Origin of the sequence: Microbulbifer sp. HZ11 (assembly GCF_000708675.1) — a bacterium.
Classification (GTDB): Bacteria; Pseudomonadota; Gammaproteobacteria; order Pseudomonadales; family Cellvibrionaceae; genus Microbulbifer.
Genome location: NZ_JELR01000002.1, coordinates 800,974 through 827,294, shown reverse-complemented (window position 1 = coordinate 827,294; position 26,321 = coordinate 800,974). Strand labels below are relative to the sequence as shown.

At 59.4% G+C, this 26,321-nt stretch carries 22 protein-coding genes; 6 read left to right on the top strand and 16 right to left on the bottom strand.

Annotated features, from left to right (window positions below):
* The first annotated feature begins 46 nt into the window (after positions 1-46).
* A complete protein-coding gene (locus tag AU11_RS11195) occupies positions 47-625 on the top strand; it encodes an alpha/beta hydrolase (protein ID WP_043319421.1) in 579 nt (192 codons plus the stop codon).
* Between the two features lie 27 nt (positions 626-652).
* A complete protein-coding gene (locus tag AU11_RS11190) occupies positions 653-2,302 on the top strand; it encodes a long-chain-fatty-acid--CoA ligase (protein ID WP_043319419.1) in 1,650 nt (549 codons plus the stop codon).
* Positions 2,303-2,319: 17 nt separating this feature from the next.
* Here AU11_RS11190 and AU11_RS11185 read toward each other — a convergent pair whose 3' ends face one another.
* The 7 genes from AU11_RS11185 to AU11_RS11155 all read right to left on the bottom strand — a co-directional run bounded on the left by AU11_RS11185 (position 2,320) and on the right by AU11_RS11155 (position 9,916).
* Positions 2,320-2,772: a potassium channel family protein gene (locus AU11_RS11185; RefSeq protein WP_043319418.1), complete on the bottom strand. Its 453-nt coding sequence runs from the start codon at positions 2,770-2,772 to the stop codon at positions 2,320-2,322.
* Complete coding sequence (cax, locus tag AU11_RS11180) at positions 2,772-3,845, bottom strand: calcium/proton exchanger (protein ID WP_051687199.1); 1,074 nt, start codon at positions 3,843-3,845, stop codon at positions 2,772-2,774. Before cax ends, AU11_RS11185 begins: the two co-directional genes overlap by 1 nt.
* A gap of 163 nt (positions 3,846-4,008) precedes the next feature.
* Positions 4,009-5,043: a DUF2955 domain-containing protein gene (locus tag AU11_RS11175; protein WP_051687198.1), complete on the bottom strand. Its 1,035-nt coding sequence runs from the start codon at positions 5,041-5,043 to the stop codon at positions 4,009-4,011.
* Positions 5,044-5,057: 14 nt separating this feature from the next.
* Positions 5,058-6,341 (bottom strand): nitrate/nitrite transporter, encoded by a 1,284-nt coding sequence (locus AU11_RS11170; protein WP_043319416.1) that lies wholly within the window; start codon positions 6,339-6,341, stop codon positions 5,058-5,060.
* Between the two features lie 12 nt (positions 6,342-6,353).
* Entirely contained in the window at positions 6,354-7,640 is a 1,287-nt protein-coding gene (locus AU11_RS11165; protein WP_051687197.1) for an MFS transporter, read from the bottom strand.
* A gap of 35 nt (positions 7,641-7,675) precedes the next feature.
* The gene (gene guaD / locus AU11_RS11160) at positions 7,676-9,013 is read right to left on the bottom strand and encodes a guanine deaminase (RefSeq protein ID WP_043319415.1); all 1,338 of its coding nucleotides are present in this window, start codon (positions 9,011-9,013) and stop codon (positions 7,676-7,678) included.
* Positions 9,014-9,061: 48 nt separating this feature from the next.
* A complete protein-coding gene (locus AU11_RS11155) occupies positions 9,062-9,916 on the bottom strand; it encodes an outer membrane protein OmpK (RefSeq protein WP_051687196.1) in 855 nt (284 codons plus the stop codon).
* Positions 9,917-10,138: 222 nt separating this feature from the next.
* Here AU11_RS11155 and AU11_RS11150 point away from each other — a divergent pair, with 222 nt between their 5' ends.
* Positions 10,139-10,636, top strand: coding sequence for a hypothetical protein (locus tag AU11_RS11150; protein ID WP_043319414.1), 498 nt, complete (start codon positions 10,139-10,141; stop codon positions 10,634-10,636).
* A gap of 67 nt (positions 10,637-10,703) precedes the next feature.
* Here AU11_RS11150 and AU11_RS11145 read toward each other — a convergent pair whose 3' ends face one another.
* From AU11_RS11145 to AU11_RS11135, 3 genes are all read right to left on the bottom strand, one after another.
* Positions 10,704-11,975, bottom strand: a complete 1,272-nt coding sequence (locus AU11_RS11145) for an HlyD family secretion protein (protein WP_081848070.1) — start codon at positions 11,973-11,975, stop codon at positions 10,704-10,706.
* The gene (locus AU11_RS11140; RefSeq protein WP_043319412.1) at positions 11,975-13,525 is read right to left on the bottom strand and encodes an efflux transporter outer membrane subunit; all 1,551 of its coding nucleotides are present in this window, start codon (positions 13,523-13,525) and stop codon (positions 11,975-11,977) included. The genes AU11_RS11145 and AU11_RS11140 overlap by 1 nt, the downstream gene beginning before the upstream one ends.
* A 122-nt stretch (positions 13,526-13,647) precedes the next feature.
* Positions 13,648-14,508: a carboxylate/amino acid/amine transporter gene (locus tag AU11_RS11135; protein WP_043319411.1), complete on the bottom strand. Its 861-nt coding sequence runs from the start codon at positions 14,506-14,508 to the stop codon at positions 13,648-13,650.
* A gap of 27 nt (positions 14,509-14,535) precedes the next feature.
* Here AU11_RS11135 and AU11_RS11130 point away from each other — a divergent pair, with 27 nt between their 5' ends.
* On the top strand, positions 14,536-14,997 hold the full coding sequence (locus AU11_RS11130) for a DUF6314 family protein (protein WP_043320433.1): 462 nt from the start codon (positions 14,536-14,538) through the stop codon (positions 14,995-14,997).
* A gap of 291 nt (positions 14,998-15,288) precedes the next feature.
* Here the strand turns inward: AU11_RS11130 and AU11_RS11125 are convergent, their stop codons facing one another.
* From AU11_RS11125 to AU11_RS11115, 3 genes are all read right to left on the bottom strand, one after another.
* Positions 15,289-16,086, bottom strand: a complete 798-nt coding sequence (locus AU11_RS11125; RefSeq protein WP_043319408.1) for a PhzF family phenazine biosynthesis protein — start codon at positions 16,084-16,086, stop codon at positions 15,289-15,291.
* Between the two features lie 110 nt (positions 16,087-16,196).
* Positions 16,197-17,474, bottom strand: coding sequence for an inorganic phosphate transporter (locus AU11_RS11120; protein ID WP_043319407.1), 1,278 nt, complete (start codon positions 17,472-17,474; stop codon positions 16,197-16,199).
* A gap of 14 nt (positions 17,475-17,488) precedes the next feature.
* On the bottom strand, positions 17,489-18,166 hold the full coding sequence (locus AU11_RS11115; RefSeq protein WP_043319405.1) for a TIGR00153 family protein: 678 nt from the start codon (positions 18,164-18,166) through the stop codon (positions 17,489-17,491).
* Positions 18,167-18,378: 212 nt separating this feature from the next.
* On the opposite strand from AU11_RS11115, the gene AU11_RS11110 reads away from it, so the two are divergent.
* Both AU11_RS11110 and AU11_RS11105 read left to right on the top strand, forming a co-directional pair.
* On the top strand, positions 18,379-20,163 hold the full coding sequence (locus AU11_RS11110) for a GspE/PulE family protein (RefSeq protein WP_043319403.1): 1,785 nt from the start codon (positions 18,379-18,381) through the stop codon (positions 20,161-20,163).
* Positions 20,164-20,233: 70 nt separating this feature from the next.
* Positions 20,234-21,142: a PhzF family phenazine biosynthesis protein gene (locus AU11_RS11105; protein WP_197023825.1), complete on the top strand. Its 909-nt coding sequence runs from the start codon at positions 20,234-20,236 to the stop codon at positions 21,140-21,142.
* A gap of 64 nt (positions 21,143-21,206) precedes the next feature.
* Here AU11_RS11105 and AU11_RS11100 read toward each other — a convergent pair whose 3' ends face one another.
* From AU11_RS11100 to AU11_RS11090, 3 genes are read right to left on the bottom strand one after another with little or no spacing between them, the layout of a single operon-like run.
* On the bottom strand, positions 21,207-22,169 hold the full coding sequence (locus AU11_RS11100; protein WP_043319399.1) for a DUF4340 domain-containing protein: 963 nt from the start codon (positions 22,167-22,169) through the stop codon (positions 21,207-21,209).
* Between the two features lie 21 nt (positions 22,170-22,190).
* Entirely contained in the window at positions 22,191-25,106 is a 2,916-nt protein-coding gene (locus AU11_RS11095; protein WP_051687194.1) for a Gldg family protein, read from the bottom strand.
* Complete coding sequence (locus AU11_RS11090; protein WP_043319396.1) at positions 25,096-26,067, bottom strand: ABC transporter ATP-binding protein; 972 nt, start codon at positions 26,065-26,067, stop codon at positions 25,096-25,098. The genes AU11_RS11095 and AU11_RS11090 overlap by 11 nt, the downstream gene beginning before the upstream one ends.
* Between the last annotated feature and the right edge of the window lie 254 nt (positions 26,068-26,321).

Here is a 26,321-nt window from a genome sequence, read left to right as displayed (position 1 = left end):
GGGTGGATCAGTTATCTGTTCACGCCCCTTTTTTATAAGGTGAACAATGGAAACACAAGCGACTGTTTTGATCGTGCCCGGACTGCGGGATCACGTCGAAGAGCACTGGCAAACTCATCTGGAAAAAAGGCTACGGCGCGTGTGCAGCGTGCCACCGCTTACGGAACAAAAGCTCGATTGCAATGCTCGAATAGAAAACATTCAGAAGCAGGTTGAACGTATCCAGGGTGACATCATTCTGGTGGCGCACAGTGCCGGCTGCCTGATGGTGGCGCACTGGGCGGCGCGCTACACCCGTGAGATCAAGGGGGCGCTGTTGGTTGCACCGCCGGATTTGAATATCGACTGGCCGCCGCAATACCCGACACCGGATACCCTGCGCGAGCACGGTTGGGATCAGCCTGCGGCACAGCCGCTACCGTTTCCCAGCATTCTTGCGGCCAGTACCAATGACTACCTGGCTTCATTCGCCACGGCGGAAAAAATGGCGGCCGCCTGGGGTAGCAAACTGGTCAACCTCGGCGACGTTGGCCACCTCAATCCGGCGTCTGGCTTCGGGCCCTGGCCGATGGCGGAAGCCTTTATTGAAGAGCTGGACAACTGCCTGACTCCCTGCGCTCTGTAAACGCAAATTTTGACGAGAGGAAATTCTATGTACGGCCAGATGATGAACCTGCCGCTCACCATTACCAATATCATGCGATTTGCCGACAAGGTTTACGGTAGCAGCGAAATTGTGTCGGTGACTTCCGATAACCCATACCACCGCTATACCTACGGGGAAGCATTTGCCCGCGCACGCAAACTGGCCAATGCACTTAATCGGTTGGGCATCCAGCGCGGCGAATGTATCGGTACCCTGGCGTTAAACGATTACCGTCACCTCGAGTTGTACTACGGGATTTCCTGTTCGGGCATGGTGTGCCACACCATCAATCCACGTCTTTTCCCGGAACAGCTGGAGTACATCATCAACCACGCCGATGACCAGTATCTGTTTGTGGATGTGCTGTTTGTACCGGTACTGGAAAAGCTGGTGGAAAAGTTACCGCGGGTAAAAGGGTTTGTGGTACTGACCGATGAAGCGAATATGCCGGAACAATCTTGTCTGCCCAACCTGATCTGCTACGAGATACTGATTGCCGGAGAAAGTGACGAATTCGACTGGCCGGAGTTGGAGGAGAACACTGCAAGTTCCCTGTGTTACACCTCCGGTACCACCGGCAATCCTAAAGGCGTTCTCTACTCCCACCGCTCCACGGTTCTGCACTGCTACGGTTCAGCACTGCCGGATTCGTTCGGACTCTCCGGCCGGGATGTGGTGATGCCCATTGTGCCCATGTTCCATGTCAATGGCTGGGGGCTGGTGTACAGCGGTCCTATGGTGGGCGCCAAGCTGGTGATGCCGGGGCCCAAAATGGGAGACGGCGAAACCCTGTGCACACTGATCAATGAAGAAAAGGTGACCGCATCGGCTGGCGTACCGACGGTATGGCTGGCGCTGCTGGACTATCTGGAAAAATCCGGCCAGAAGGTGCCGAGTCTGCAGCGGCTCACCACTGGCGGTGCCGCCTGTCCGCAACCGATCTTTGACAAGTTCCGTGAACATTACGATGTGGAAGTTCAGCAAGCCTGGGGCATGACGGAAATGAGCCCACTGGGTACTTACAATACCCAGAAGCCACACATGGATCACTGGAGCGAAGAAGAGAAAACCCGGATTCGGCTCAAACAGGGGCGCCCCGTCTATGGCGTGGATATGAAAATCGTCGACGAGAATGATGCGGCCTTACCCTGGGATGGCAAGGCGTCCGGTGCGGTGAAAGTGCGCGGTTCCTGGGTGATCCAGCGCTACTTCAAGGCGGACACCGATGCCTGCGACGCAGATGGCTGGTTTGAAACCGGGGACGTGGCCACCATTGATGCCGATGGGTATATGCAGATTACCGACCGCACCAAAGACGTGATCAAGTCCGGCGGTGAGTGGATCTCTTCCATCGAGCTGGAGAACTGTGCCATGACCCATCCGCAGGTGGCGGAAGCGGCGGTGATCGGGGTGTACCACGAAAAGTGGACCGAGCGCCCGTTACTGGTGGTCGTTCCCAAAGAGGGCGAGTCACCGGACCCGGCAGAGTTGCTGGCGCACTTTACCGGTAAAGTGGCGCGCTGGTGGATTCCGGAAGCTTGCGAATTTGTCGCGGATATTCCACACACCGCAACCGGCAAGGTCAGCAAAAAGGATTTGCGGGTGCAGTTTGAAGGCTATCAATGGCCAAATGAAAAAGCACTATTGGCAGAGTAACTAAGGGGCCTGCACTCTTATCGCCGCGGAGGCAGGTCTTTCCGCTGACTTGGATTGACCTGCTCTCGAATAACGGTGGTAAACGCCCTGGCCAGGGCGGCGGTGGAAACGCCGATCATCAGGGCACCGTTAATGGCTTCCAGTGGACCGAGCAAGCGATGTTCGTTGGACATGACAACATCGCCGTAACCGAGGGTGGCGAAATTCACCGCCGAGTGATACAGCGCGGCCTCAAAATTATCGAATTCACCGAGGATCAAAAAAACGAGCGCCCAGATGCTCATCTGCGCCAGGCTACCGAGAATCAGAATGATCACCAGCCCGATAACGACTTTCTCTGCGTGCAAAAACGTTACCCGGAGCATGGATTCCCTATGGGAATAGTAGCGCAGGGCGGCGACCAGAGCGAGAGTCTGCAATACGAGGCACAGGGACGTCGTGGCGGTTCCAAGCAGCAGATCGCGCAGCATCACGTTGCCATCTGGTCAGGAATCACAAAGTAGGTAAGGGCCAGGATCAGATAAACCGTGAGTAATTGAACGCCCTTCAGCCAGTCAGATCGTCCATCGCCGGCGATCTGCCCGGTAATCAATACTGCCAGCAGCATGCTCAACACCAGCCCACCGGAAAATGCCAGGTCCATGGGGTGGGGGCCAATCACCAGACTCAGCAAAACCAGTAGCGGGGCGACAAACAGCGCAACCTGTACGCCGGAGCCGATGGCGATGGCGAGCGACAGATCCATGCGATTTTTCATTGCCACCGTAATTGCCGAGGCATGCTCGGCCGCATTGCCGAGAATCGCGACAATAAACACACCCACAAAAATATTGCTAAGGCCCAGTTCCTCGGCGGCGGGCTCCACCGCGCCCACCAGAATTTCACTCATCCAGGCGATAAATACCGTGGCAACGGTGAGTACGGCCAGCGCCTTGCCGACAGACCATGGGTTCTTATGGTCGCCAGCCTCGGACACAGCGGCTGAACCTGTAAACAGTGCGCGATGGGTAATCAGGGAATAGACGAGAAACAGCACATAGACTGCCAGCAGCACTACGGAAATGGTGATACTGATAAATCCGAGCCCCCGTGGTACCTGCTCGGCGATCGAGAAGGAATAGGCCGCGGGCAATATCAGGCCGATCGTGGCAAGGGTGAGCATGGTGGCCTGGGAGCGCGCGCCTTCGGAACTGTATTGTTGCTGGTGGTGCTTCAGCCCCCCGGCAAGCATGGACGCGCCGAGCACCAGCAGAATATTGCCGATAATCGAGCCCGCGATGGAGGCCTTGACCACATCGTGCAACCCCGCCTTGAGTGCCACCAGCGCGATGATCAGTTCCGCGGCGTTGCCAAAAGTGGCGTTCAGCAGTCCGCCCACACCTTCACCGGCGTGTTCGGCGAGATTTTCTGTGGCGTGTCCGAGCCAGCCCGCCAGTGGCAAGATCGCCAGTGCCGAGGCGATAAAGATCAGCAGGTGCTGGTCCGCTGCAAGGTGCTCCAGGGCAACGGCGACAGGAATAAAAATCAGCAGCAGATTCAACAAGACGGCAACCTCGCACAAGTCTCCTTCAAGAATAGACGCGGAGTATTTTTCTCCGCGGCAACGGGTGCTAGGCACGGATCAAGCCTGCGCTTAAATCCTTTTGCAGAGGCCTCTTGATGAGACCACCGGGGCGAGCTGCCTTCAACAAAGTAATGGCGCACGGTCAGCGGCGGCCTCGCCACCACTCGAGCAGCTGCATGGCGACCAGGGCGTACACCGCCACCAGTAAAAATAGTGACATCCGCACCATAAATGCCTGATAGACATCCTTGCCGGCGGCGCTGTCCTGCACTGCCGCACCGAGCAGTATCAACATGTTCATCAGCGCGTTGCTCCAGAAACCGGGACTGAAGCGATTGCGGAAAACCTGGTAGCAGCCCGCCGCCACAAACAGGCTCACCAGCAGGATCCAGGCGCTGAAAAACCACAGCTCCACCGCGAAGCCAAGGCACCACCACACCGCAATGGCCAGCAAGCCGCCAGCCAGTGTGGAGCCCACCAGCTCCCGGCCTGCATGCCGCAACTGCAGTTCGCTGGCTTCCCGTCCCAACAGAATGCTTTTCACCAGAAAGGGTAAATTGGTGGTGGGGTTGGTCAGGGTAAACCCGAGCGCGGGCAGAACGATCAGGGTTGCGCGCAGCGACAGCCAGTGATCATCGACGGTTGTGGTTGACTGTGCCGGGGGCGCCGGCGCCGTATCTTCCGGAAAAAAAGGATATACAAGCCACAGACTGAAAATGGCGAGGGCCAGTCCCAATACCAGTGCTTCCACCAATGCGGAGGCGAGAGCCGAGCTCGCGACATCCGCCACGGGAATGACGGTAAAACCCAGGGCCAGCAAGGTACCGGGCAGCGCCTTGCCCCCGCTGATGGCGAGGCGGTTACTGAAATAGGTGCCGGCGGCGATGATCAGCAGTGCGGTGAACGGTGCCTGCTGCAGTAACGGGCCAATCAGAATGCCCACGGTAAGTGCGGCGGCCATAAACAGCAGCAGCCCGAACGCTCCGCGGACATCCGGTGGCGGCGTTGGCGCTGCTGCCACCAGCACAGCAAATACCGGCGCGACAAACGGAATACCAATATTGAGGCCATAGCACAGCGCCAGTGCAAGTGCGGTGGTAAAGGCGAGCCGGTAGCAGCGGCGGGCCGCCAGCGGTAATCGAGAGGAGGTTGAGGATGTGCGGTTGCGGGCAATCATAGAAATGCCCGGCGCTATTCCACTGCGTGGAGTGCGCGCATTTTGGGATAGGTTTCACGCATGAACAGCGCGATCAGCAAGGCAATCACAATGGCCAGTAGCAGTGGCCGCGCGGCAAATTGTGCGAGTTCGGCGGAGGCGGGCACCAGTCCCTCGGCCTGGCCAAGACCGATGCGCATACCCGGGCGGCTGATCATGATGCCGCCAACAATAAACATGACGCCGTTGACGATGGCCGCCGAGGTGCCGATGTTCTCCGGCTCCACCACATCGGAGGCCGCGCTGAATGCCAGCATATGTGCGGAGTTGCCAAAGCCGAATGCGAAACAGAGACACATGTCTGCCGCTGCTCCCATGGGCGGAGCAAATAAAATCAGCGTGAGCGCGAACAGCTGGATCACAATACCCACGATGGTGGGCAGCTTGCGCCGTTGCAGACAATCCGACAGCCACGGAGTGATAAAACAACCGGCGGCAAGTCCCAGCCACAAAAAGGACGCGGCAAGATTGGCTGTTGCCGGCTCAAGCCCGCGCACCATCATCAGCTTCGGCCCCCACACCACACCGAGGGCGAGCATTACTCCGAAGCAGAGTGCGCCGAATGCCGATGCCACCCACACCATGGGGACAGCCCCCACCTTCCTGAGCGCGCGGATGACACTGCGTAGAAACGGCCGTACACCGCGTGCGCCGGCAATCTCGACGGGCACGGGATCCCGCAAGCGTAAAACGGCAATAATAAGCAGGGCCAAGCCAAAACCGGCGGCCATGGTAAACAGCTCCCGCCACGGCCAGGATTCCAGTGCGCGGGTGAGCAGGTTCTGATTGAACGCGGAGAAAAGGGAAGCCGAAAACTGCACCAGACCGAACATCAGGCTGAACTTGGCCCAGCCAAACCAGGTGCCGCCAATATACCCTGCGCCCACAAACCCGGTGCAGGCGCCGAGCGCGATAAACACCTGGGAGAGCAACAGCATGGAAAAACTCTGCGCACGGGCAAACAGGAAGATACCGATGGTGACCAGAATAATCGCCGGCAACAGGACCTTGCGCGCTCCCAGTCGATCCAGCAGTGGGCCGGCGAGAAACTGAAAGATGGCGAACACCCAGGTGTAGAGCGCGGCGATAAAGCCTACCTGCGCGACACTCAGTCCCACATCTTCCTGCACCCGTGCGTTGACGATGGAATAGCCGGTCTGGAAACTGAAGTAGTACACCACAAAGGCGACCCCAATCAGCCACGCCCCCCAGGCGCGCCAGCCACCGAGAGGGGGTCTCTGCCCCGCGCCGGTACCCACGTCAGCTACTCCTCAGCCATGTCCCTGCTGTGGATAAGTTTCCCGCATAAACAGCGCGATCAGCAGAGCCAGCACGCCGGCAATAATCAGCGGAATACTGGCGTACTGCGCCAGTGCCAGTGACTCCGGTTGTATGCCCTTTTCCACGCCGACGCCGATACGGAACCCCGGGCGGCTGATCAGGATGCCGCCGAGGATAAACATGATGCCATTGACGATGGCCGCGGAAGTGCCGATCTGGTGCGGCTGCACAACATCGGCGGCGGTACTGAACGCGAGCATATGGGAGGCGTTGGCAAAACCGAGAATAAAGCACAGTGTCAGGGCCAGGCCGCTGCCAAGACCGGGAATAAACAGCAGCCCGAGCAGCGCCGCCAATTGAATGGCGCAGCCCACAACCATGGTGCGCTTACGGCGTTTGATGACGTCGGACCAGTGGGGGACCACCGCGCTGCCGGCGGCCAGCCCGAGCCACAGAAGCGAAGAACCGAGCGCTGCGGAAGAGGGGCTGAGTCCATGTACCATCAGGATTTTTGGCATCCACACCACCCCCAAAGCCAGTAGCATGCCAAATGACAGCGCGCCTACCAGTGCCGCCACCCACACGTGGCCAATCTTGGCGACGCTTGCCAGGCTTTTCAGGACGCCGACAAAAAAATTGTCCCCACTGCTGTCGGCCTCATGCACCACCGGTGTCGGATTGCGGATAAAGATCAGGCCCAGTACAAACAGCACCACACCGAAAATCGCGGTGGCATTAAACAGGGTGCGCCAGGTGGTTGTCTCCAGTGCCATGCTGATCAGGTTCACCGAGAAGGCGGACGTCAGCGCGGCCATGACCTGTACCAGGCCAAACATGAAACTGAACTTGGCCATACCGAACCACTGGCCGCCGATATAGCCTGCGCCGACAAACCCCACACAGGAGCCAACCGCCACCACTATCTGGGAGAGCAGCAGCATGGTGTAGCTCTCGGCATTGGCAAACAGGAAAATGCCGAGGGCAACCAGGGCAATGGCGATGGGCAATACCTTGCGCGAACCGAGCCGGTCCAACAGCGCACCGCCAAAAAATTGCGAGATGGCGAATGCCCAGGTGTATACCGCGGCGATACCGCCCACCTGCTTGATGGTCAGCCCCACGTCTTGCTGCACACTGGGGTTTACGATGGAGTAGCCGGTCTGGAAACTGAACAGATACACCACAAACATAACGGCGAGTGTCCACACCCACCAGGCCATGGCACCGCCAAGTTTGGGCGCACCGGCCGAGGTGTTTTCAACAGGATTGGCAGACATTACTGTCCTCCTTTAGTGAGTAAATCCCTGCGGAATTAGCGGCTGGTTGCCTGCTTGTACTGTAGTTTTCCGGCGACATAAGTCGCCTGTACCGCGCGGTCATCGCCGAGGGTCATCTGGATAAACAGCGCCTCATGAATGTCTTCCGCAAACTGCATGCGGTAGTCGATGATTGGTGTGGACTTCATATCGAGTACCACCAGATCCGCCTCCATACCCGGCGCAATACTGCCCACCTTGTCCTCGATATACATGGCGCGCGCGGTTCCTCGCGTTGCCAGGTAATAGGCATGGCCAGCGGTGAGAGCCTTCTTGTTCAGTTGCGCCGCCTTGTAGGCCTCGTTGAGGGTGGCGAGGATCGAAAACGAGGTGCCGGCACCGAGATCGGTGCCCAGCCCCACCCGTACCGGACGTTTAGCGTCAGTGACCTTGAATACATCCAGATAGCCACTGCCGAGGAAGAAATTGGACGTGGGGCAGTGGGAAATGGCGCAGCCGGTGTGGTGCATACACGACAGTTCATCGTCGGTCAGGTGAATGCCGTGGCCAAACACCGCGCGCGGGCGGCACAGGCCGCTGTGATCGTACACATCCAGATAGCCTTTGCGATCCGGGAATAATTCCTTGACCCAGGCCACTTCGTCCAGGTTTTCAGACACGTGGGTCTGCATATAGCAGTCCGGGAATTCGTCCCACAGTGCGCCGGCGGAATCCAGCTGATCCGCGCTGCTTGTGGGGGCAAAGCGCGGGGTGATGGCATACATCAGACGGCCGCGGTTGTGCCACTTGTTGATCAGTGCCTTGGAGTCGTCGTAACCACTCTGGGTGGTATCCAGCAGGTAGTCCGGTGCATTGCGGTTCATCAGTACCTTGCCGGCGGCCATGCGCATGCCGAGTCGCTCGGCTTCCTCGAATAGCGCATCGACGGATTGCGGAAACACCGTGCAGTAGACGCAGCTGGTGGTGATACCGTTTTTCAGGTTTTCTTCGAGAAAAACCTTGGCGACCGAGGCGGCGAAGGCCTTGTCCGCGTATTTTTTTTCCGTGGGGAAGGTGTATTTGTTCAGCCAGTCGAGCAGCTGCTCGCCAAATGCGGCAATCATGGGGGTTTGCGGAAAGTGCACATGGCTGTCGAGGAAGCCAGCGGAAATCAGCGCGTCGGGACCGTAGTTTTCGATCTCGATACCTTCGGGCAGTTGCGACTGTATCTGGTCGGCAGGGCCGAAATGGGTAATCACGCCACCGCCGAAAGCCACGATGGCATCGGGCTCGTACACCATGGTGTCCTCGACACCGGAGGCGAAGGGGTCGCCCGTAAACGTGAGTGCGGGACCGCGGATTGCTTTATCGGGTGCAGGGATTTTGGAAGTCATTGCCAATGTCCTGTTGTCGATACCGAGTCATCGAATAAGCGTGATTGATCAGAAAAGGTGATATTTGATTAGCAGGCTGATGGCTTGCTGATTGGTATCGAACCCGGAGGAGTTCGGGATCTGGTATTTGTTCCACCAGAGGTCGAGCTCGACACCAATAAATAATTTCTTGGGTTTGTCGTAGGCGGCGCCCAGATCCATGGTGATCTGTGGGTTGAGGTGGTAGCTCCACTCTTCATCACCGAGACCCAGCACCCAGTCGAAGTAGCCGTCGATCAGGAATTTGCTGGCGCCGATCTGTAGCGGGTAGCTGGCATTCATGGAGAGCTGGGCGTCATTGATCCCGCTCTCGGTGCCCTCGGTCAGTTCGGCGCGGCCGTAGAGGTTCAGTTGCACGTAGTTGAATTTATCGAGCCGGCCAAGGAGCCCGGCTTTGTGAATGTCGAGGTCAAAGCCGACGCCGATCAGTGCCGCTTCCGACAGGTCCGGATCCTCCCCGCGCTCGTACTGGGTAGCGAGGAGGACATCCTTGATTTCAAACAGGCTGCGCTCGAACAGAGTGCAGGAAATTTCCTTGTTGAATAGCTTGCCGAAACTCAGGCGAGGACCAATTTCGCCGTAAAAGGTGGCGGTATCCGCACCCTCGGGCTCACCGTGGTAATCGACGGCATCGATAAACATGAACAGGTCGCCGATTTTGGATTCGTGGGCGTGCTCCAAGGTAAAGGCGGATTGTTCCTTCGGATCGATTTCGAATCCGGTGCCATAGGGCAGGAGCGATAGGCTGGTATCGGTCCAGAGAAAAAAACCGGAATCTTCTTTTGGCGGTGAAGCCTGTTGGGCGCTCGCGGTGGTGCAATACAGTAGTGGTGCCAGATAGAGAGCCACAAGTGATAGGGCCAAGACCCGTGCGGATGACCAGAATCGCGGGCCGGTTCCTTTAATACCGATTGTGGTGTTCGAGCGATGCATACATCGGGATGACATGAAGGACGTCCAGAAATACTGAAGGAGCTACTCTAGTAGTTAAGCATCAATTTCCTTTTGTCGAGCTGAATTGAGGCGATATTGCTTTCGCTTTGGCGAAATATCAGTAATTTCTGGGTGTGTCTGCGGAGTCTATGAATGACCAAGTCCACGATGTCGTTTCTACGTGCGGAGCTGGCGGAAACACCGACCAATGCGCAGCGGTTGTTTCTGCTTTATTACAACGGTGTCCTGGTGGACCTGGTGGTGCTCAATCTGTTTGCGGAGTTTTCCAAGAACGTCGAAATTAAATCGTTCAGCATTTCCCTGCTGGCGGCGATACTGCTGCAGCTGCTGCTGAAACTGACCATTGCCGTGGAGCACCGGGTCGCAGAGTTTTTTAAACACTACTCCAGTGGCTTTGCCCGCTTTCTTCGGTACTTTTGCGCCTGGCTGGTGTTGTTTGGTTCGAAGTTTGTGATTCTGGAAGCGATCACTCTGGTATTCGATCAGGACGTGCGCTTTCACGGAATGTGGCACGGCGTGGTTACCCTGATTGTGGTGGTCGTGGTGATGCTGGTGGCGGAAGAGCTGGTGGTGCGTTTGTTTCGCCGGCTGCGCTTGCGCGATCAGGGCGTGGAAGCGAAGAAGAAATGAAACAATAAAAATAACAGAAGCTGCGGCCCTGGTGTCGCGCTGTGTAAATTTGTCCAACAGGGCGTGATCAGTAGGCGTAGGACAGATAGCTCATGACGCGGATATAGAGCTTCCCCAGCTGGCGCAGGATAAGGTGTTCGTCGCTGTAGGCGATCACCGAGGCCTGGCCACCTATGCGCAGTTGTGCGAGTACCTCTGGCGGCGGCGCTTCATCAAAGGTTACCCGCACCGGGAATCGCTGAGCCTGGCGCAGCCAGTCGCGATTGTTCTGAATTTCCGGCAGTGCGCCGGGGGTTGGGGTTCTGCCCGCATTTACCCCCGCGCCGATATCCAGTATTCGTCCCTTCAGTACTTTGCCCGGCAGGGCGTCCAGCAGGATTTCCACCGGCGTACCTTGTTGCAGGTGCCCCAGGTTGTTCTCGGTATAGTCCGCGGCGATCCAGAAATCCTCCCGGGAAATCAGCGTCAGTACCGCATTGCCGGTGCCCGCATAGCGCCCGACCTCGGCGCGCAGGTCGGTGATGATGCCATCCTTCTGGGCGATGACCGTCGTATTGTCCAGGTCGAGCTGCGCCTCGTTGACCGCCGCGCGGGCGACGTTCAACAGCGAATTATTGTGCTCGGAATCACCACCTTTCTGCTCGATGGCCTGTTGAATGGCCGCTTCTGCCGCGACGACCTTGGCGCGCGCCTGCTCGAGATTGGCGCGGGAGATTTCCAGGCGACGGACGGAGATGGTACCGGGGTCGCTGTCGCGCAGGTGTCGCATACGCGTGTAGTCCTGCTCTGCCTCAAGGCGCGCGGCAATGGCGGCGCGCAGGTTGGCGCGGGCCTGTTGCACCACCGCGTCTCCGGCCGCCACCTGCTGCCAGGCATTGTCCAGGTTCGCGCGGGCGGTTTGCAGCGCCAGCTCATACTGGGTGGCATCGATGGCGAACAGCCTGTCGCCCTGTTTGACGCGCTGGTTGTTCTCCACCCACACCTCGGTGATCACCCCGGCTACTTTGGGGGCAACCCCGACCACATAGCCCTGCACCCGCGCCTGCGAGGTATAGGGGGTGAAGCGGTCGGCGAGGAGGTAGAGGCACAGTGTGACGAAGATCAGCGCCAGCAGGATCTTTACACCCCGCCCGACGGCCTTTGCGGGTGTTTCTGTAGCTTCGGGTTCCGGGGATACCGTATCTGCCCCTGTTGCAGCGCGGTCGCCGGACGGCGTGGGTGGAGGTGCAGCTGGAGAGACGGGCGCGGACGATTCCCCACCGGCCGATTGTGCCGCGGCGATCTCGTCCAGGGTTTGCGGCCCCGGTTGTCTGTTACTGGCCTGTTCGCGTGGGTCCATTACGGGGTTGTGCCCGCGTCAGCGTCGGGCAGCGGCTCCTCAAGCAGATCTCCCCAATTGGTGCGCTCCAGCATCTGGTAGCGGGTGTCGCTGGGGATCAGGTCATCGACGGTGGCATCGCGCCAGCCGCCGCCGAGGGATCGGTACAGTTCAATAATGGCAGCTACATGGTCACCGCGGTTGATTACCACCAGGTCCGACTGGGCAAATACCGCGGCCTGGGCGTCCAGCACCCGCTGAAAATCGGAGTAACCTTCCTGGTAGCGGCGGCTGGCAATGTCCAGGGAGCGCTGCGCGGCCACCAGGGACTCATCGAGAATGCGCTGGCGTGCATCGGTCTGGGCGATACGGCTGGCGGCGTCGTCAATTTCCCGCGCGGCCTCGAGGACCGTGGCGCGGAACAGTTCCAGCAGCTGCTGCAGGCGCGCGTCCTGTACCCGCACGTTATTTTTCAACCGGCCGTAATTGAAAATATTCCAGCTGAGCGCCGGGCCCACCGCCAGTGTGGAGACATCCGGTAGCCCACTGAGACTGGTAGCCGCCCAGCCGAGGGTGCCGAACAGGGAGATGGCCGGGTAGAGGTCGCTCATGGCCACGCCGATCTGCGCCGACTGTGCCGCGGCATCCCAGGCGGCGGCACGCACATCCGGGCGACGCAGCAGCAGGTTCACCGGAGTCTGCCGAAGGGGAATCTGTTCGATATGGGGCAGTTGATCTGTCGCGCCGGCGAGTTCCGGCAGATCTCCCGGCGCCCGCCCCAGCAGCGCACTGAGGGCATTGCGTTGCAGTGTCTGTGTCAGTCGCAGGGTGGGGATGGTGGCGAGACTGGCGAGGTACTGGGTGCGCGCCTGCTGCAGGTCCAGTTCCGACTGCTGGCCGCTGGTAAACAGCTGACGGGTAATGTCCACATTGCGTTGCTGCAGTGCGATATTGCGCTGGGCGATATCGATGCGCTGCAGGGTGGTTTTGTAGCCGTAGTACAGCCTGGCCACTTCCGCGGCCAGCAGTACCTGGCCGTCGCGCTGGTTGGCGATGGAGGCAAAAAAGGCGGCATCTGCGGATTCTATGCCGCGGCGGAAGCGTCCCCAGAAGTCCATTTCCCACTGCAGGTTAAAGGCGATGTCGCCGGTGCGGTAGTCGCGGTGGTCGTCGTCCGGCCCACCGTGCAGGTACTCGGACACATAGGCGCCACTGCCGTCGATTCGCTGTACCTGTGGATATTTCAGACCAACGGCAATGCCCAGTGCCGCACGGCTTTCGAGAATGCGCAGCCCGGCAATCTGCAGGCTCGGGTTTTCACGGCGGGCAAGGGCAATCAGGTCGTTCAGGATGGGGTCGCCCAGGCGGTGCCACCACTGGCTGATATCCGTGGCAGCGGGATCCTGATAGGTCTGGCCGTAGAGATTCGGCTGCCAGGCGGACAGCCAGGTCACGTCCGGCTCGCGGAAATTGGGCCCGAGCGGGGCACAGGCAACCAGCCCCGTCAGAATGGCGACGAGTAACAGGTGATTGCAGCGTGGCCACAGGCGGGATGGTTCACTCGGTGGCATTGCTGCGAGGGCTTTCCGCTGCGTCCATCATTCACAATTCCTTGTGCGCGGTGAATGCGAAGAAATCCGGCGCTATCCCGCGCCCCGCATCCGGCAGCAATTATAGCAGCCGCCACTCCCGCTCAATGGGGCGCCCGGCTGCGCCATTCGCTGAGTGTCACCGCGGCGACGATGATGGCACCGCCGAGCGCCAGCCGTGGCAGATCCGCATCCCGGTTCCAGATCAGCAGGTTGACCAGCAGCCCGGCGGGAATCAGGGCGTTGTTCATGGCCGCGAGGGTGCCGGGAGATACCAGGGTGGCGCCCTTGTTCCACAGGAAGTAGCCAAGGCCCGAGGCCACTGCTCCCAACCACAGTAATATGCCCCATTGCACACCGCTGCTCGGGTACTGCGGCTGGCCGAGTATCAGCCAGGCGAGGGCGGCAACGATACTGGCACCGATAAAAAACCAGCCGAAGGTCTGCCGGGGTGGCAGTGTGTTCCCGCGGCTTTGCTGAGATTGCATAAACTGCTTGTAGGCCACCTGGCCGCTGGCAAAACAGAGATTGGCACCCTGGACCACAAGAAAGCCCGTCCAGTAGTCACCGCTGAGATTATTCCAGCGGATGATGGCGGCGCCGAATACTGCGATAGCGGCGATCAGCAGGTTCAAGGGAGAAAACCTTCGTGCCATCAGGTCGTAGATCAGTGAGATGTATACCGGGGTGAAGATGGTAAACAGCAGCACTTCGGGCACGCTGAGCAGCAGGAAGGACTGGTAGTAAAACAGGTACATCAATCCCAGCTGCACGGCGCCGATGGCCATTAGGGTGAGAGCGATACGTGGTGGAGTGCGCCAGTTGAGAAATGGCAGAAATACCAGGGCCGCCAGCAGTACCCGGGTGAGTACGGAAAAGTAGCTGTCCACCTGGCCGGCGAGGTAGACGCCGATCAGGCTGAAAGAGAAAGCCCACAGGAGGGTGATGAGGATCAACAGAATCATGAATAGGTGCGGTGTCCGGTGAATGCAGTGGTGGATTACAAAGCTTTGTCGAGGCTGGCGCAATTGGTTGAGCGGTTAAAGAAGGTGCGTGCGTTCAGTTTTAATGCCAGCAATGGACCCGGGTCGCAAACCAATTGGCGTGGGCACGGGCGCGGCGAGGTGGCGGTGACGGGTTTCGGTGCGCACATTCTGTTTGCGGAGCGGGCTGAGTTTACCGATGGCGACGGCCACAAGATCGATCTGCAGAACACTTACCGCTGGACGCGCTGTGTTGATTTTGTGCGCCTTGAGCATTTGCGGCGGGAAGAGCCCGTATTGTTATTCAATCTTGTTCCGGTGACGGAGCATGGGTTTCGTCATCAGTCTCCGCATTTATGTGGTGAAGATACCTATACCGCCGACTTGATTCTGCATCCGGATGAGATTGAGTTGATTTGGCAGATTGATGGGCCGCGGAAGAATGAGCGGCTGCATTATCACTATTGGTAGTGAAGCACTAGGAGCCCGCAGATTACGAATTGCTCGAACTAGCTAGAACTACTGCGGTTTGATGTAAAGGTGGCGATGCCGGGGGCAAACTTGTGAGACGTTGATTCGGGCTAAAGCCCTCACCCTGCGGGCGCCGCCGGCGTCCAAAGCTCACGCTTTGTCCGCGAGAGGGACCTCGCGGAAGAGCCCCCAGGGATGGGTTACCGGGGGGGCGCCTAGCTCGTGTCTCGCAAAAGCTTACCCGGTAGCGCCACCGCCACCGGGCCAAAGCAGAAAGGAACCACCGTAATTTTAAAGAGAGATCTGTCCACGCAAATAAGTTACCGCCTTGCCCTGCATAATCACCCGATCACCTTTCAATTCACAATCCAGCTCACCGCCACGGGGTGAAATCTGCTTTGCCTTGAGTGCAGTCTTGTCCAGCTTCTCCGCCCAGAAAGGAGTCATGTAAGTGTGGGCTGAGCCGGTTACCGGGTCTTCATCGATGCCGATGGCCGGGGCGAAAAAGCGGCTGACGAAGTCACAGTCAAAACCATCGCCCGGCGCGGTACAGATCAGCCCCTTGTAGGGCAGGTTGGCGACGGCGCGCATATCGGGATCGAGGGCGGCAATGACCTCTGAAGACGCAAACTCCACCAGCAGCTGGTCATTGGATCCGGCGACTTCCATGGCCGACAGCGGCTCGGCGCCGAGTGCATCGGAATATTCCTTGCCGAGTCCGACTGGCTGGATGTTCTGCGCAGGGAAATCCAGGGCCAGTAGTTCGCCGTCACGGCGCACGATCAGCTCGCCGCTGCGGGTAAAGAAGTGAATCTCGTCGTCGGTAAATCCCAGCTCGGTCCACAGCAGGTGCGCGGTGACCAGGGTGGCGTGGCCGCACAGGGGGACTTCTTCGCCAGGGGTGAACCAGCGCAGTTCAAAGCCGTTGCCGGCGGGGACGGTGTAGGCGGTTTCGGCGAGGTTGTTCTCGGCGGCGATCTGTTGCAGCAGTGCGTCGTCGAGCCAGCGGGTCAGCGGTACGTAAGCGGCGGGATTGCCTTTGAAGAGTTCCGAGGTGAAGGCGTCAGCCTGATAGATGGGCAGTTGCATGGAGGGATCCTTCTCACATTGCCAGTGCAGATTAAACACAAAAAAGGGAGAGCCAAATAGCTCTCCCTTTTTATCAAGTGCGCCAGGTAATTGCTATTACCGTTCCAGTATTACCAACCAAAGACGCCCTTGAAGAAGAAGAAGAACAGAATCGCCAGGCCGGCGCCTGCGGGCAGGGTGACGATCCAGGAGGCGGCGATGGTGGTGATCATGCGCAGGTTGAGTGCGCCGATACCGCGCGCCAGGCCAACCCCCAGGACCGCGCCCACCAGGGTGTGGGTGGTGGAGATGGGCAGGCCGGTGCCGGAGGCGAGTACCACGGTGGAGGCGGCGCCCAGTTCGGCGGCGAAGCCGCGGCTCGGGGTCAGCTCGGTAATCTTGCGGCCGATGGTGGCCATCACCTTGAAGCCGTAGGTGGCGAGGCCGACCACGATACCGGCACCACCCAGCAGCAGGATCCACGGCGGCATTACCGCCTTGGCGGTGACTGCGCCCTGTTGCACGGTGTTGACCACCGCGGCCAGCGGACCCACGGCGTTGGCCACGTCGTTGGAGCCGTGGGCAAAGGCCATGGCACAGGCGGTGAAGATCATCAGGATGGCGAAGACGCGCTCTACGTTGGCAAAACGGTTGTCCTTTTCCATGGCCGGGTCACGCTTGATGCGCTTCAGCAGCACGATGCCGATACCCATCACGACCAGGCCGATCACGCCGGCGATCAGCGCGTCCTGCCAGAAGGTCAGGGTGACACCGGCGTCCTTGAAGACGTGCTTCAGGCCCTTGGTGAGGGTCACCATGGCGATCATCCAGCCCACCGCGAACATGTAAATTGGGATGTAGCGTTTGGCGTTGGTGAACGGGTCTTCGGTGTTGAGGATCAGCCGTTGCACACTGCGGAACAGCAGGAAGGATATGGTGCCGGCGAGGACCGGGGAGACCACCCAGCTGGCGACAATGCTGGCCACCTTGCCCCAGGCCACCGCATCCACCGAGATGCCCACCGCAGAGAAGCCGACAATGGCTCCTACAATAGAGTGGGTGGTGGATACCGGCCAGCCGAGAATACTGGCGATCATCAGCCAGGTACCTGCGGCCAGCAGGGCGGAGAGCATGCCGTAGACCAGCAGTTCCGGGCTATCGTTGAACAGATCCGGGGCGATGATGCCCTTGCGGATGGTGGAGGTGACTTCGCCGCCGGCTAAATAGGCGCCGGCAAACTCGAAGATCATGGCGATAATGATCGCCTGTTTGATGGTCAGTGCGCGGGAGCCAACGGACGTGCCCATGGCGTTGGCTACGTCGTTGGCGCCCACCCCCCAGGCCATAAAGAATCCAAATACACAGGCCAGTATCAGAAAGATATGGCCGTACTGAGCAATGATATCCACGATTTCTCTCCCCGTTATCGCGCCAGCAACAGCTGCAATCGGTTGCCCACGCCGTGGGCCTCATCTGCCAGGTCACCGACCCACTCGATAATGCGGTAGAGGAAAATCACGTCTACCGGTGGCAGGTCTTTTTCTAATTTGAACAGTGCGGCGCGCACTTCCACTTCCAGCTCGTCGGACTTGCGCTCGAGGTCGTCCAGCTCTTCGGTCATACGGCGGGCAATATCCACTTCGCGCCCGGCAAAGCCGGATTCCAGCAGCTCGTCCAGCTCATTGATGGCAGTCAGGGCCTGGGCGGATGTGGCGACGGCGCTTTCCACGAAGGTGGCCATCATGGCGTGCATGCTTGCGGGGATCTGCATCTGGCGGCCGATCGCCAGGCCGGCGATGTCCTGAGCGGTGTTGGCTACCTTGTCCTGCACGTGCAGCAGTTCCAGCAGGTCGGTGCGGGAGACCGGCATAAACAGGCTGTCCGGCAGGTGCAGGCGCAGGTCTTTCTTTATGTCGTCGGCGCGGTTCTCACTGGCGGAGATGCGCTGCTGTACGGTTTTGGCAGTGCTGAAGTCGCCCTTCATAAGGGCTTCAAAGAAGGGCACCAGATCCGCTGACGCCTCGTGGGCAGTCGCCATGTGCTCCTTGATCGGCTTGATCGGCGAGCGGCCGAACAGGTTGGCGATATTGGACAGGGGCATGGTCTGTTCCTTTTTCCGGTCCTGACAGTTAACGAAAAGACCGCCTGGTGACGTGAGCAGCGGCCAAATTTGGCGGCATGGTACCCCAACCTGTGCGCAGGGCACAGTGACGTGACGGTTTCGTTACCAATGGGGGCAACCGGCGCACTGTTGCGGCTCGCCATAAGAGCTACAATGCGCCTTCACAATAAAGCGTAGACGGGTGACAGGGTATGGCTGTAAGCACTGGGACAAGAGGGGCGGACCGGGTTCTCGATCTGCCCGGATTGCTGGAAGACCTGGTGGGCCAGGGGTATGTGGCGCGTATGGACGCCAATCGCCTGATCGGCACCCCGCGCACCGCCGAGCAGGCGCAGATGCACCCGCTCACCTATATCGCCAGCTGTGAGCTGCCCAATCAGAAAAAGCCCGGTAAGACGCTCGACGCGGCCACACTTACCCAGTGGCTGGCGGATACTTCTTCCCACGGCCTTTACCATATCGACCCGCTCAAGGTGAATGTGGCGGAAGTGACCGAGGTGATGAGTTTCCAGTTCGCCAAGCGCCACCAGATCCTGTGCGTGGAAGCCTCAAAGGAAATGCTGCTGGTGGCCACCGCTCAGCCCTACACCTCGGGCTGGGAGGAGCAGCTGGAACACACCAGTGGCCGCACCGTACAGCGGGTGGTGGCGGACCCCGCCGACATCAAGCGCTACGGCACCGAGTTCTATTCCCTGGCCAATTCCATTTCCGGGGCCAGTGGTCTCAAGGGCAGCTCGGGTGCGGGGAACTTCGAGCAGCTGCTGGAGCTTGGTAACCTCAAGGACCCGGAAGCCAACGACCAGCACATCGTCAATATTGTGGACTGGCTGCTGCAGCACGCCTTTGACCAGCGCGCCAGTGACATTCATATCGAGCCAAGAAGGAACATCGGCCGCATCCGCTTTCGCATCGACGGGGTACTGCACCCGATCCACGAGCTGCCGGATCAGGTCAACGCTGCGGTCACCAGCCGCCTGAAGATCCTCGGCCGCATGAACGTGGCGGAGAAGCGTAAACCCCAGGACGGTCGTATCAAGACCAAGCGCCCGGACGGCAGCGAGGTGGAGTTGCGCCTTTCCACCCTACCCACCGCCTTTGGCGAAAAACTGGTGATGCGGATCTTCGATCCGGAAGTGCTGGCGCGCTCCTATACCGACCTCGGCCTCGCCGGCGATGATCTGGCACGCTGGCAGACCATGTTATCCCGCCCCAACGGAATCGTACTGGTCACCGGCCCTACCGGCTCCGGTAAAACCACCACCCTGTACACCGCGCTCAAGCAGCTCGCCTCCAGCGAGGTCAATGTGTCTACCATCGAAGATCCCATTGAAATGGTGGAGGACAGTTTTAATCAGACTCAGGTGCACCACAGCATCGGTCTGGACTTCGCTGCCGGCATCCGCACCCTGATGCGTCAGGATCCGGACATCATCATGGTGGGCGAGATCCGCGACCTGGAAACCGCGCAGATGGCGGTGCAGGCCGCGCTTACCGGCCACTTGGTGATTTCAACGCTGCATACCAACGACGCGCCTACCGCAGTGACCCGTCTGCTGGATCTGGGACTGCCTCATTACCTGCTGAAGTCCACGGTGCTGGGGGTGATGGCCCAGCGCCTGGTGCGCACCCTCTGTCCCAGCTGCAAGCGCAAGGCGCAAGTGAGCGACGAGGATTGGCAGGCGCTGGTCAAACCCTGGAAGGCGCCCAAGCCGGAGGTGGTGTATCAGCCGGAGGGCTGTCTCGATTGCCGCAATACCGGTTACCGCGGACGTCAGGGCATTTACGAAATCCTGCCGTTTACCGAGGCCATTCAGACGCTGGTCACCCACGACTGCGACCTGCAGCAGGTCCGCCGCCAGGGGATGCGTGAAGGTATGAATAGCCTGCGCTTATCAGGGGCGCGCAAAGTGGCCGCTGGCATCACCACCGTGCAGGAAGTGCTGCGCGTAGCGCCGCCACCGGATATCGCGTTCTGATTGCGCCCTTGCAAAAATTATCAGGTGGCGCATAGTCAGGGAAGGCAACAATAAAAAAAAGGATTTAATTATGGCGATTGAATATGTATTGCTGGATGTCTTTGCGGATGCACCCTTTCAGGGCACTCAGATTCCGGTGGTAAACCTGGCGGAACAACAACTGGACGAGCAGGCCAAAAAAGCCATCGCCAGTGAGTTTCAGCAGACCGAAACCGTGTTTATCGAACCGGATGCTTCCGTCCCTGCCAGTGTCTACAACAGCCACGGCCAGCAGCGCTTTGGTGCCCACACCATTCTCGCCGCCTCCTTTATGGCGTTTGAGCTGGGGCTGAGCAAAAGCGAAGGCAGTTTTGCCTCCTTCCTGCTAAAACAGGAAAGCGGCCTGATCGAAAGCTTTATCGATGACAAGGACGGTGTGCCGGGGAATATCCAGTTTGCCCGCGAGCTTTCCCCCACGGTGGATCGCTACACCCCGGATGCAGGCCGCCTGGCTGCGGCGCTGAATACCGAGGAAAAACACATCACCTTCAGCAAGTACAAACCGCTGGTGGTGAGCGTGGATACGCCGACCCTGATCGTTCCCTTTACCCGCCCCGAACATGTGCTGGCCGCGAGCCTCAATCACGATCACTGGGGCGCGCTGTTGGGAGAGATGTACACCTCGGAGCTTTTCCTGTTTGCGCCGGGCTCGATTACCGGCGGCACCGAGTTTCACGGCCGCCTGCTGAATCCCAATCTGGCAAAAGATGTGTTTCCGCCCATTGGCAATGTGATGCCGGAATTTATCGCCTACCTGGCCGAGCAGCAGGAAACCGCTGCGGGCACTCATACCTTTTCCGTGGATCGCGGCAGTGTGGACACCCGCAAAAGCGTGCTGCATGTGGAGTTTGATAAAAAGACCGGCAAGGAAGTGCGCTGTCGCATCGGCGGCAACGTGATCAAGATGGGGGAGGGCCAGCTGTTCTTTCCTGAAGGGTAATACTTCCGAAGCCCGTGCATAAAAAAACCGCGCAATGCGCGGTTTTTTTTATTAAGCGTTGTTTTCAGCTTTCCGTGCCTTCCTCCTCCGTTGAACTCGATTCCTGTTCCGCGGTCTGCTCTTCCTCATCCCGTTCGATGAGTACCAGATCCTGGTGGCGTTTATCCATCACCCGATCGAAATCGTATTTGGCGATTTCAAAGAACTGATCGCGGTCATCGCGGCGCACATAGTATTTGTCGTCCGCACTGGCGAAGTGGTAGCGGCGTTCATCGTCACCGCTGCGCACCACAAACTCCGTTGCCTCTACCTCTGGGGCCTCGTCAACCGCTTTGGTGATACGCAGTTTCTCCAGTGCCGCAGCCAGTTCGCGGGCCTTGCCCGGGTCGACCGCCGGTGTTTCTTCCCCGTTGTCTGCGGAAAACGCCCAGCCGTCCTCACCTTTTTCCAGGGTGTAGTCCGGGCCCTGGATGCGCGTGAGGTCACCGGCGGCCAGCAGGGTTTTGTCCAGCCAGCTGTCGGCGGTTGAAGGCAGGTCGAAGCTGTTTAATGCCACCGCATAGATGGCGTCGTCGCCGGCGCGGCGCACGTGCACCTTGCGGAAGCCGGGGGAGGTGCCCACAAACAGTTCCAGTGCCGGGTCATTCCCTTCCGCGGTATAGAGCTTCACGTGTTTGCGGAATTTGTTCTCCGCCACTTCAAAGCGCTCGCGGGCGCTGTTGCTGGTGGCGATGGGCCAGTTACTTTTGAGTGCAGTGAGCTTTTCCAGCAGGGTATCCAGTTTGTCGCTGTTTACCGGAAGGTTGTGGAGTTCGGGCAGTTGCCACTGCCCGTCTTTTCGCACCAGCGCAACGCTTTGGTCGTCACCGACAATTTCCAGCCGTTGCAGTGCATCGGTTTCTGCCTGCACCAACTGAGTCTGTTGCGTTTGTGCCTGTTGCCGCGAGTTGGACTCCCAGAACAGGCCGGCGGCCAGCACCAGCTGCAGTGCTAGCACGCCGCTCAAGGCCATTTGTAGATTTTTCATGCGCTATTTCTCCTATCCTCCTCAGCCGGCCAGCAGTTGTTGGTAGCGCTGCTGGCGGGCGCGGTTGCGCAGCTGTTGGATCAGGGCGACGATGCCCAGTGCCAGCAGTGCGGCGATATAGTTCAGTGATTCCCAGAACAGCCGGCTGTCCTGCTCCATGGGGGGCAGGGTGCGGTTGAAGTGGCTGCGGGCGCGGATGCTGAGCAGACCTGCATCTTCCAGAGACCAGTCCACACTGTTGGCCGCCAGTTGCAGGGTGTTGAGGTAGTCACCGCCGGCCGCGGCGCCGCTCATGCGCACCACCTGGTCCCGCAGGAAGTCGTTGGAGGCGAACAGGATGATGCGCGCAGATTCCGGCGATCGGCTGATCTGGCTGGGCAGGTTCTCCAGCTTGCTGGCGTCACTTGCGCTGTCGTTTTCACTCTCGCCTTCCGTCGTGTTTTCCGCGGCACTTTCTTCTTGCGCCAGTGGTGACGGATTATCGGCAAAGTAGGAGTCGAAGCGTCCGGCACTGACCACACCCAACAGGTGCGAGGCGGGTTCGCCCTCGGGGGTGAAGGCGCTGATCTGACCGTCCACGTAGCGCGGCATCACGTTGGTGTTACTAGACAGCCAGGCACTGTCGGAACTGCGCAGAAGCGGGGTAATGCTGCGTGCAGCAGACTTCTCTTCATCCACCTGAATGGGGGAGGCCCAGCTCACGGTGGCTTGGGGAAGATTGCCGGTGATGGGGTTGTCGGCATTGAGGCCGTCGCCGCGTACGTCGATAAAGTAGGGGTAATCCAGCATGCGCAGTTCCTGCAGTTGGAAACCGCCCACGTTGCGGGTGACCGGTACCGGGAAGGCGCTGTTTTGCGGATCCAGTACCAGCTTGTTGTCCACCTTCAGGCCCATGTGATCGAGCCATTTTTCCAGGCCGCTGTTGACCCGGTTCAGGCTCAGGCTGCGGTTCGACAGGTTGGCGCTATAGGGCGAGGTAGCGGCGATCACGGTGCCCCCCTGCATCAGGAACTGGTCTACCGCGTAGAGAGCTTTCTCACTCAGGTTGCGTGGTGCCAGCAACATCAGGATATCCGCGTTGCCGGATACGCGGCCGTCGCTGAGGTCCTCGCGCTCCACGTTCAGCTCGGCACCGAGCAGGGTTTCCAGCTGACTGAAGCGCGCACCGCCGCCCATGCCGTGGCTGAAATCGTCCGCCGGTGTCACCAGTGCCACGGTTTTGGTAAAGCCGCTGGCGAAGCGCTTGATACCTGCTTCCAGGTTGCGCTCGAAGGTATCCGCGCTTAGATCGTCCAGAGGAATTTGTACGATCTGGTCGTCGCGGGCGAGGGTCAGATAGAAATAGAAGGGGCGGCCGATCAGGCTCGCGGCCATGGGCTGGAAGCCATAGTCTTCCGCGATCTGCTTTGCCACCGCACCGCCGTCTGCTTGGGGATCGATAAATTCCACACTCAGTCGGTCGCCGGCGTCTCCCTGTATTTTTTCCACGCTTTCGCGGATGGACTGTTTGAACTCCGCCAGCTGCTCCGGTAATTGCTCGTCGGCGGAGACGTAGGCGGTAAACGCCAGTTTGCCCTGTACCGTGTCGAACAGATTGCCCTCGCTCTGGTAGCTCTGCAGTACTTTCTTCACCGCGCGGGTCAGGTCGTACTCCGGGTTGCGCAGTTGTACGTCCACGTCGGTTTCCCGCTCCGCGTTCACCTCGATCAGGTCGCGGAAACCCAGCACTTCGTACTCGTCGCCGTACTGCACCAGTACATCGAAGTAAGAACTGACGATGGACGCCTGGTAGCGGTCTGCCACCTGGAAGGGGACGGGCGCGATACCGTATTTACGGTTGGCCTCTTCTTCCAGTTCTGGCTCCTGAGTGGGATCGATGATTTCCACCCGTACCCGACCGTTACCCGCCACTTCGTATTCCCGCAGCAGGTCGCGCATCTGCGGCACCAGCGGCGCCAGCAGTGGGTGGGTTTTGCCGCTGAAATAGCCGCGGATCAGCAGGGGCTCCTGTAGCTGATTGAGGTATTGCTCGGTGGCCGGGGAAATGGAGTACAGATTGCCTTCGGTCACATCGGTGCGCAGGGACTTGAGCTGACCCAGCCATAAATTGGCGCCCAGGGCGTTCACCACCAGCAGGGCGGTGACCGTGTGCCAGGCTTGGCGGTGTTTGCGGTCGCCGCCATTGGCCCAGCGTTCGCGCTCCAGCACCAGTGTATTCAATGCCAGGAATACCGCGCACAGGCTCAGGTAATAGTAGAGGTCCGGCAGGTCGAGTACGCCGCGGGTAATGGCATCAAAGCGCGCACCGGTGCTCAGGTTGCGCAGCCATTCGCCGACGGTGTTGCCGAAAAAGTCGGTGAGCAGCGGTGTGCCTACCAGGTAGAACAGGCCGCAGAGTGCAGAGGCGACAATCAGGCTGACGATCTGATTACTGGCGCGGGCGGAGACAAACAGGCCGATACTCAGGTAGGCCGCACCCAGCAGGAAGGTCGCCAGGTAGCCTGCCCACACCGGGCCCCAGTCGAGATCGCCAATGATGGCCACGGTCACCGGTAGCGGCAGGGTGATGGCCAGGGCGATCCCGAGCAGTGCCAGGCAGGCGACAAACTTGCCCATCACAAATTGCCACAGGGGCGCGGGCTGGGTGAGGATATGCTCGAGGGTGCCCTTGCCGCGCTCGTCGCTCCACAGGCGCATGGTGAGCGCGCTGGTGAGGAAGATCAGTAGCAGCGGCATCCACTCGAACAGCGGGCGCACGTCGGCGATGTTGCGGGCAAAAAATGCTTCGCCCCAGAAAAATACGAACAGGCTCACCGCGGCAAAGGTGGCGAGGAACAGGTAGGCCACCGGCGAGGCGAAAAACAGCGTGAGCTCTTTGCCGGCCACGCGCTGGATCAGTCGTTTACCATTGATGGGAGGTGATGATTCAGGCCGCATTTTCCAGTGCCTCCGTGTTTTTTTCCTTGTGATTTTCTTTGTTGTTTTCGTTGACCTGACGGAACAGGCTTTCCAGATCCCGCTGCTCCGGTTGCAGGCGGTACAGCTCCCCACCGGCGGCGATCAGGGTGCGTGCAATGACGGCACTGATACTGCGTATATTGGTGCCTTCGGTGAGGGGGATGCGGAAGTGCCCCGCTTTACCCATGGGCTCGATGGCTGCGATACCTTCGTCTTCGCCGAGTCGGCCGAGTATTTCGCGGGCATCGGTGGCGGAGGTTTCCAGCCAGATGCTGTTGGCGTTGCGCAGGCGCTCGAGCTTTTCGTCCACTGCGAGGCGGCCGCCGTGGATGATCAGCACCCGGTCACACAGGGCTTCCACTTCCTGCATGATGTGGGTGGAGAGGATGACGGTGGCTTCGCAGGCGATTTCTTTGATCAGCGCGCGCATCTGCCGGGTCTGGGTGGGGTCGAGGCCGTTGGTGGGCTCATCCAGAATCAGCAGGCGTGGTCGGCCTAATATGGCCTGGGCGACGCCGACCCGTTGCTTGTAGCCGCGTGAAAGGGTGTGAATACGTGCGTTGAGTTTGTCACCCAACTGGGTGGCTTTGACGGCGCGGCGGATTTCGCTGACTTTGTCGTTGCCGTCCAGGCCTTTGAGAGAGGCGGCGTAATCGAGGTAGTCGGCGACGGTCATTTCACCGTATACGGGCAGGTTTTCCGGCAGATAGCCCAGTTGCCGCTGCAGGGTTTTGGGCTTGTCGGCCATTGATATGCCATCGATGGTGACGCTGCCGCTATCTGGTTCCAGGTAGCCGGAGAGCATTTTCATGATGGTGGTTTTGCCGGCGCCGTTGTGGCCGAGCAGGCCGACAATTTCGCCTTTCCCGATCTTGAAACTGACACTGTCGACGGCTTTGAAGTCGTCGTAGTAACGGCTGAGGTGGGTGACTTCCAGCACCTTGTCCTCCTTTTGGTTTGGTTGTCAGGGGGTGGTGGTAACGCTTTGGTTTTTTAATCGACGCCTTCGCGCGAAGTGATTTGGTATCTATTCGAGAGTGATTACGGCGGTGGACGCGAGATAGGCAGGTAGATGGGGACGCATCGCATGGCACGGCGACGGGTTGCCGCGGTCAGGGGACTGTGATGATTTGTGTAATCAGTCGAAATAGTCATGCTCGTAAAACGGGGCTGCCCGCAATAAAAACAAGGTTC

Excerpts from the sequence above, each read along its gene's own strand:
- AU11_RS11195 (WP_043319421.1), top strand. The coding sequence starts at position 47 with ATGGAAACACAAGCGACTGTTTTGATCGTGCCCGGACTGCGGGATCAC.
- AU11_RS11190 (WP_043319419.1), top strand. The coding sequence starts at position 653 with ATGTACGGCCAGATGATGAACCTGCCGCTCACCATTACCAATATCATG.
- AU11_RS11185 (WP_043319418.1), bottom strand. The coding sequence starts at position 2,772 with ATGCTGCGCGATCTGCTGCTTGGAACCGCCACGACGTCCCTGTGCCTC.
- AU11_RS11175 (WP_051687198.1), bottom strand. The coding sequence starts at position 5,043 with ATGATTGCCCGCAACCGCACATCCTCAACCTCCTCTCGATTACCGCTG.
- AU11_RS11165 (WP_051687197.1), bottom strand. The coding sequence starts at position 7,640 with ATGTCTGCCAATCCTGTTGAAAACACCTCGGCCGGTGCGCCCAAACTT.
- guaD (WP_043319415.1), bottom strand. The coding sequence starts at position 9,013 with ATGACTTCCAAAATCCCTGCACCCGATAAAGCAATCCGCGGTCCCGCA.
- AU11_RS11150 (WP_043319414.1), top strand. The coding sequence starts at position 10,139 with ATGACCAAGTCCACGATGTCGTTTCTACGTGCGGAGCTGGCGGAAACA.
- AU11_RS11145 (WP_081848070.1), bottom strand. The coding sequence starts at position 11,975 with ATGGACCCACGCGAACAGGCCAGTAACAGACAACCGGGGCCGCAAACC.
- AU11_RS11140 (WP_043319412.1), bottom strand. The coding sequence starts at position 13,525 with ATGCCACCGAGTGAACCATCCCGCCTGTGGCCACGCTGCAATCACCTG.
- AU11_RS11135 (WP_043319411.1), bottom strand. The coding sequence starts at position 14,508 with ATGATTCTGTTGATCCTCATCACCCTCCTGTGGGCTTTCTCTTTCAGC.
- AU11_RS11125 (WP_043319408.1), bottom strand. The coding sequence starts at position 16,086 with ATGCAACTGCCCATCTATCAGGCTGACGCCTTCACCTCGGAACTCTTC.
- AU11_RS11115 (WP_043319405.1), bottom strand. The coding sequence starts at position 18,166 with ATGCCCCTGTCCAATATCGCCAACCTGTTCGGCCGCTCGCCGATCAAG.
- AU11_RS11110 (WP_043319403.1), top strand. The coding sequence starts at position 18,379 with ATGGCTGTAAGCACTGGGACAAGAGGGGCGGACCGGGTTCTCGATCTG.
- AU11_RS11105 (WP_197023825.1), top strand. The coding sequence starts at position 20,234 with ATGGCGATTGAATATGTATTGCTGGATGTCTTTGCGGATGCACCCTTT.
- AU11_RS11100 (WP_043319399.1), bottom strand. The coding sequence starts at position 22,169 with ATGAAAAATCTACAAATGGCCTTGAGCGGCGTGCTAGCACTGCAGCTG.
- AU11_RS11095 (WP_051687194.1), bottom strand. The coding sequence starts at position 25,106 with ATGCGGCCTGAATCATCACCTCCCATCAATGGTAAACGACTGATCCAG.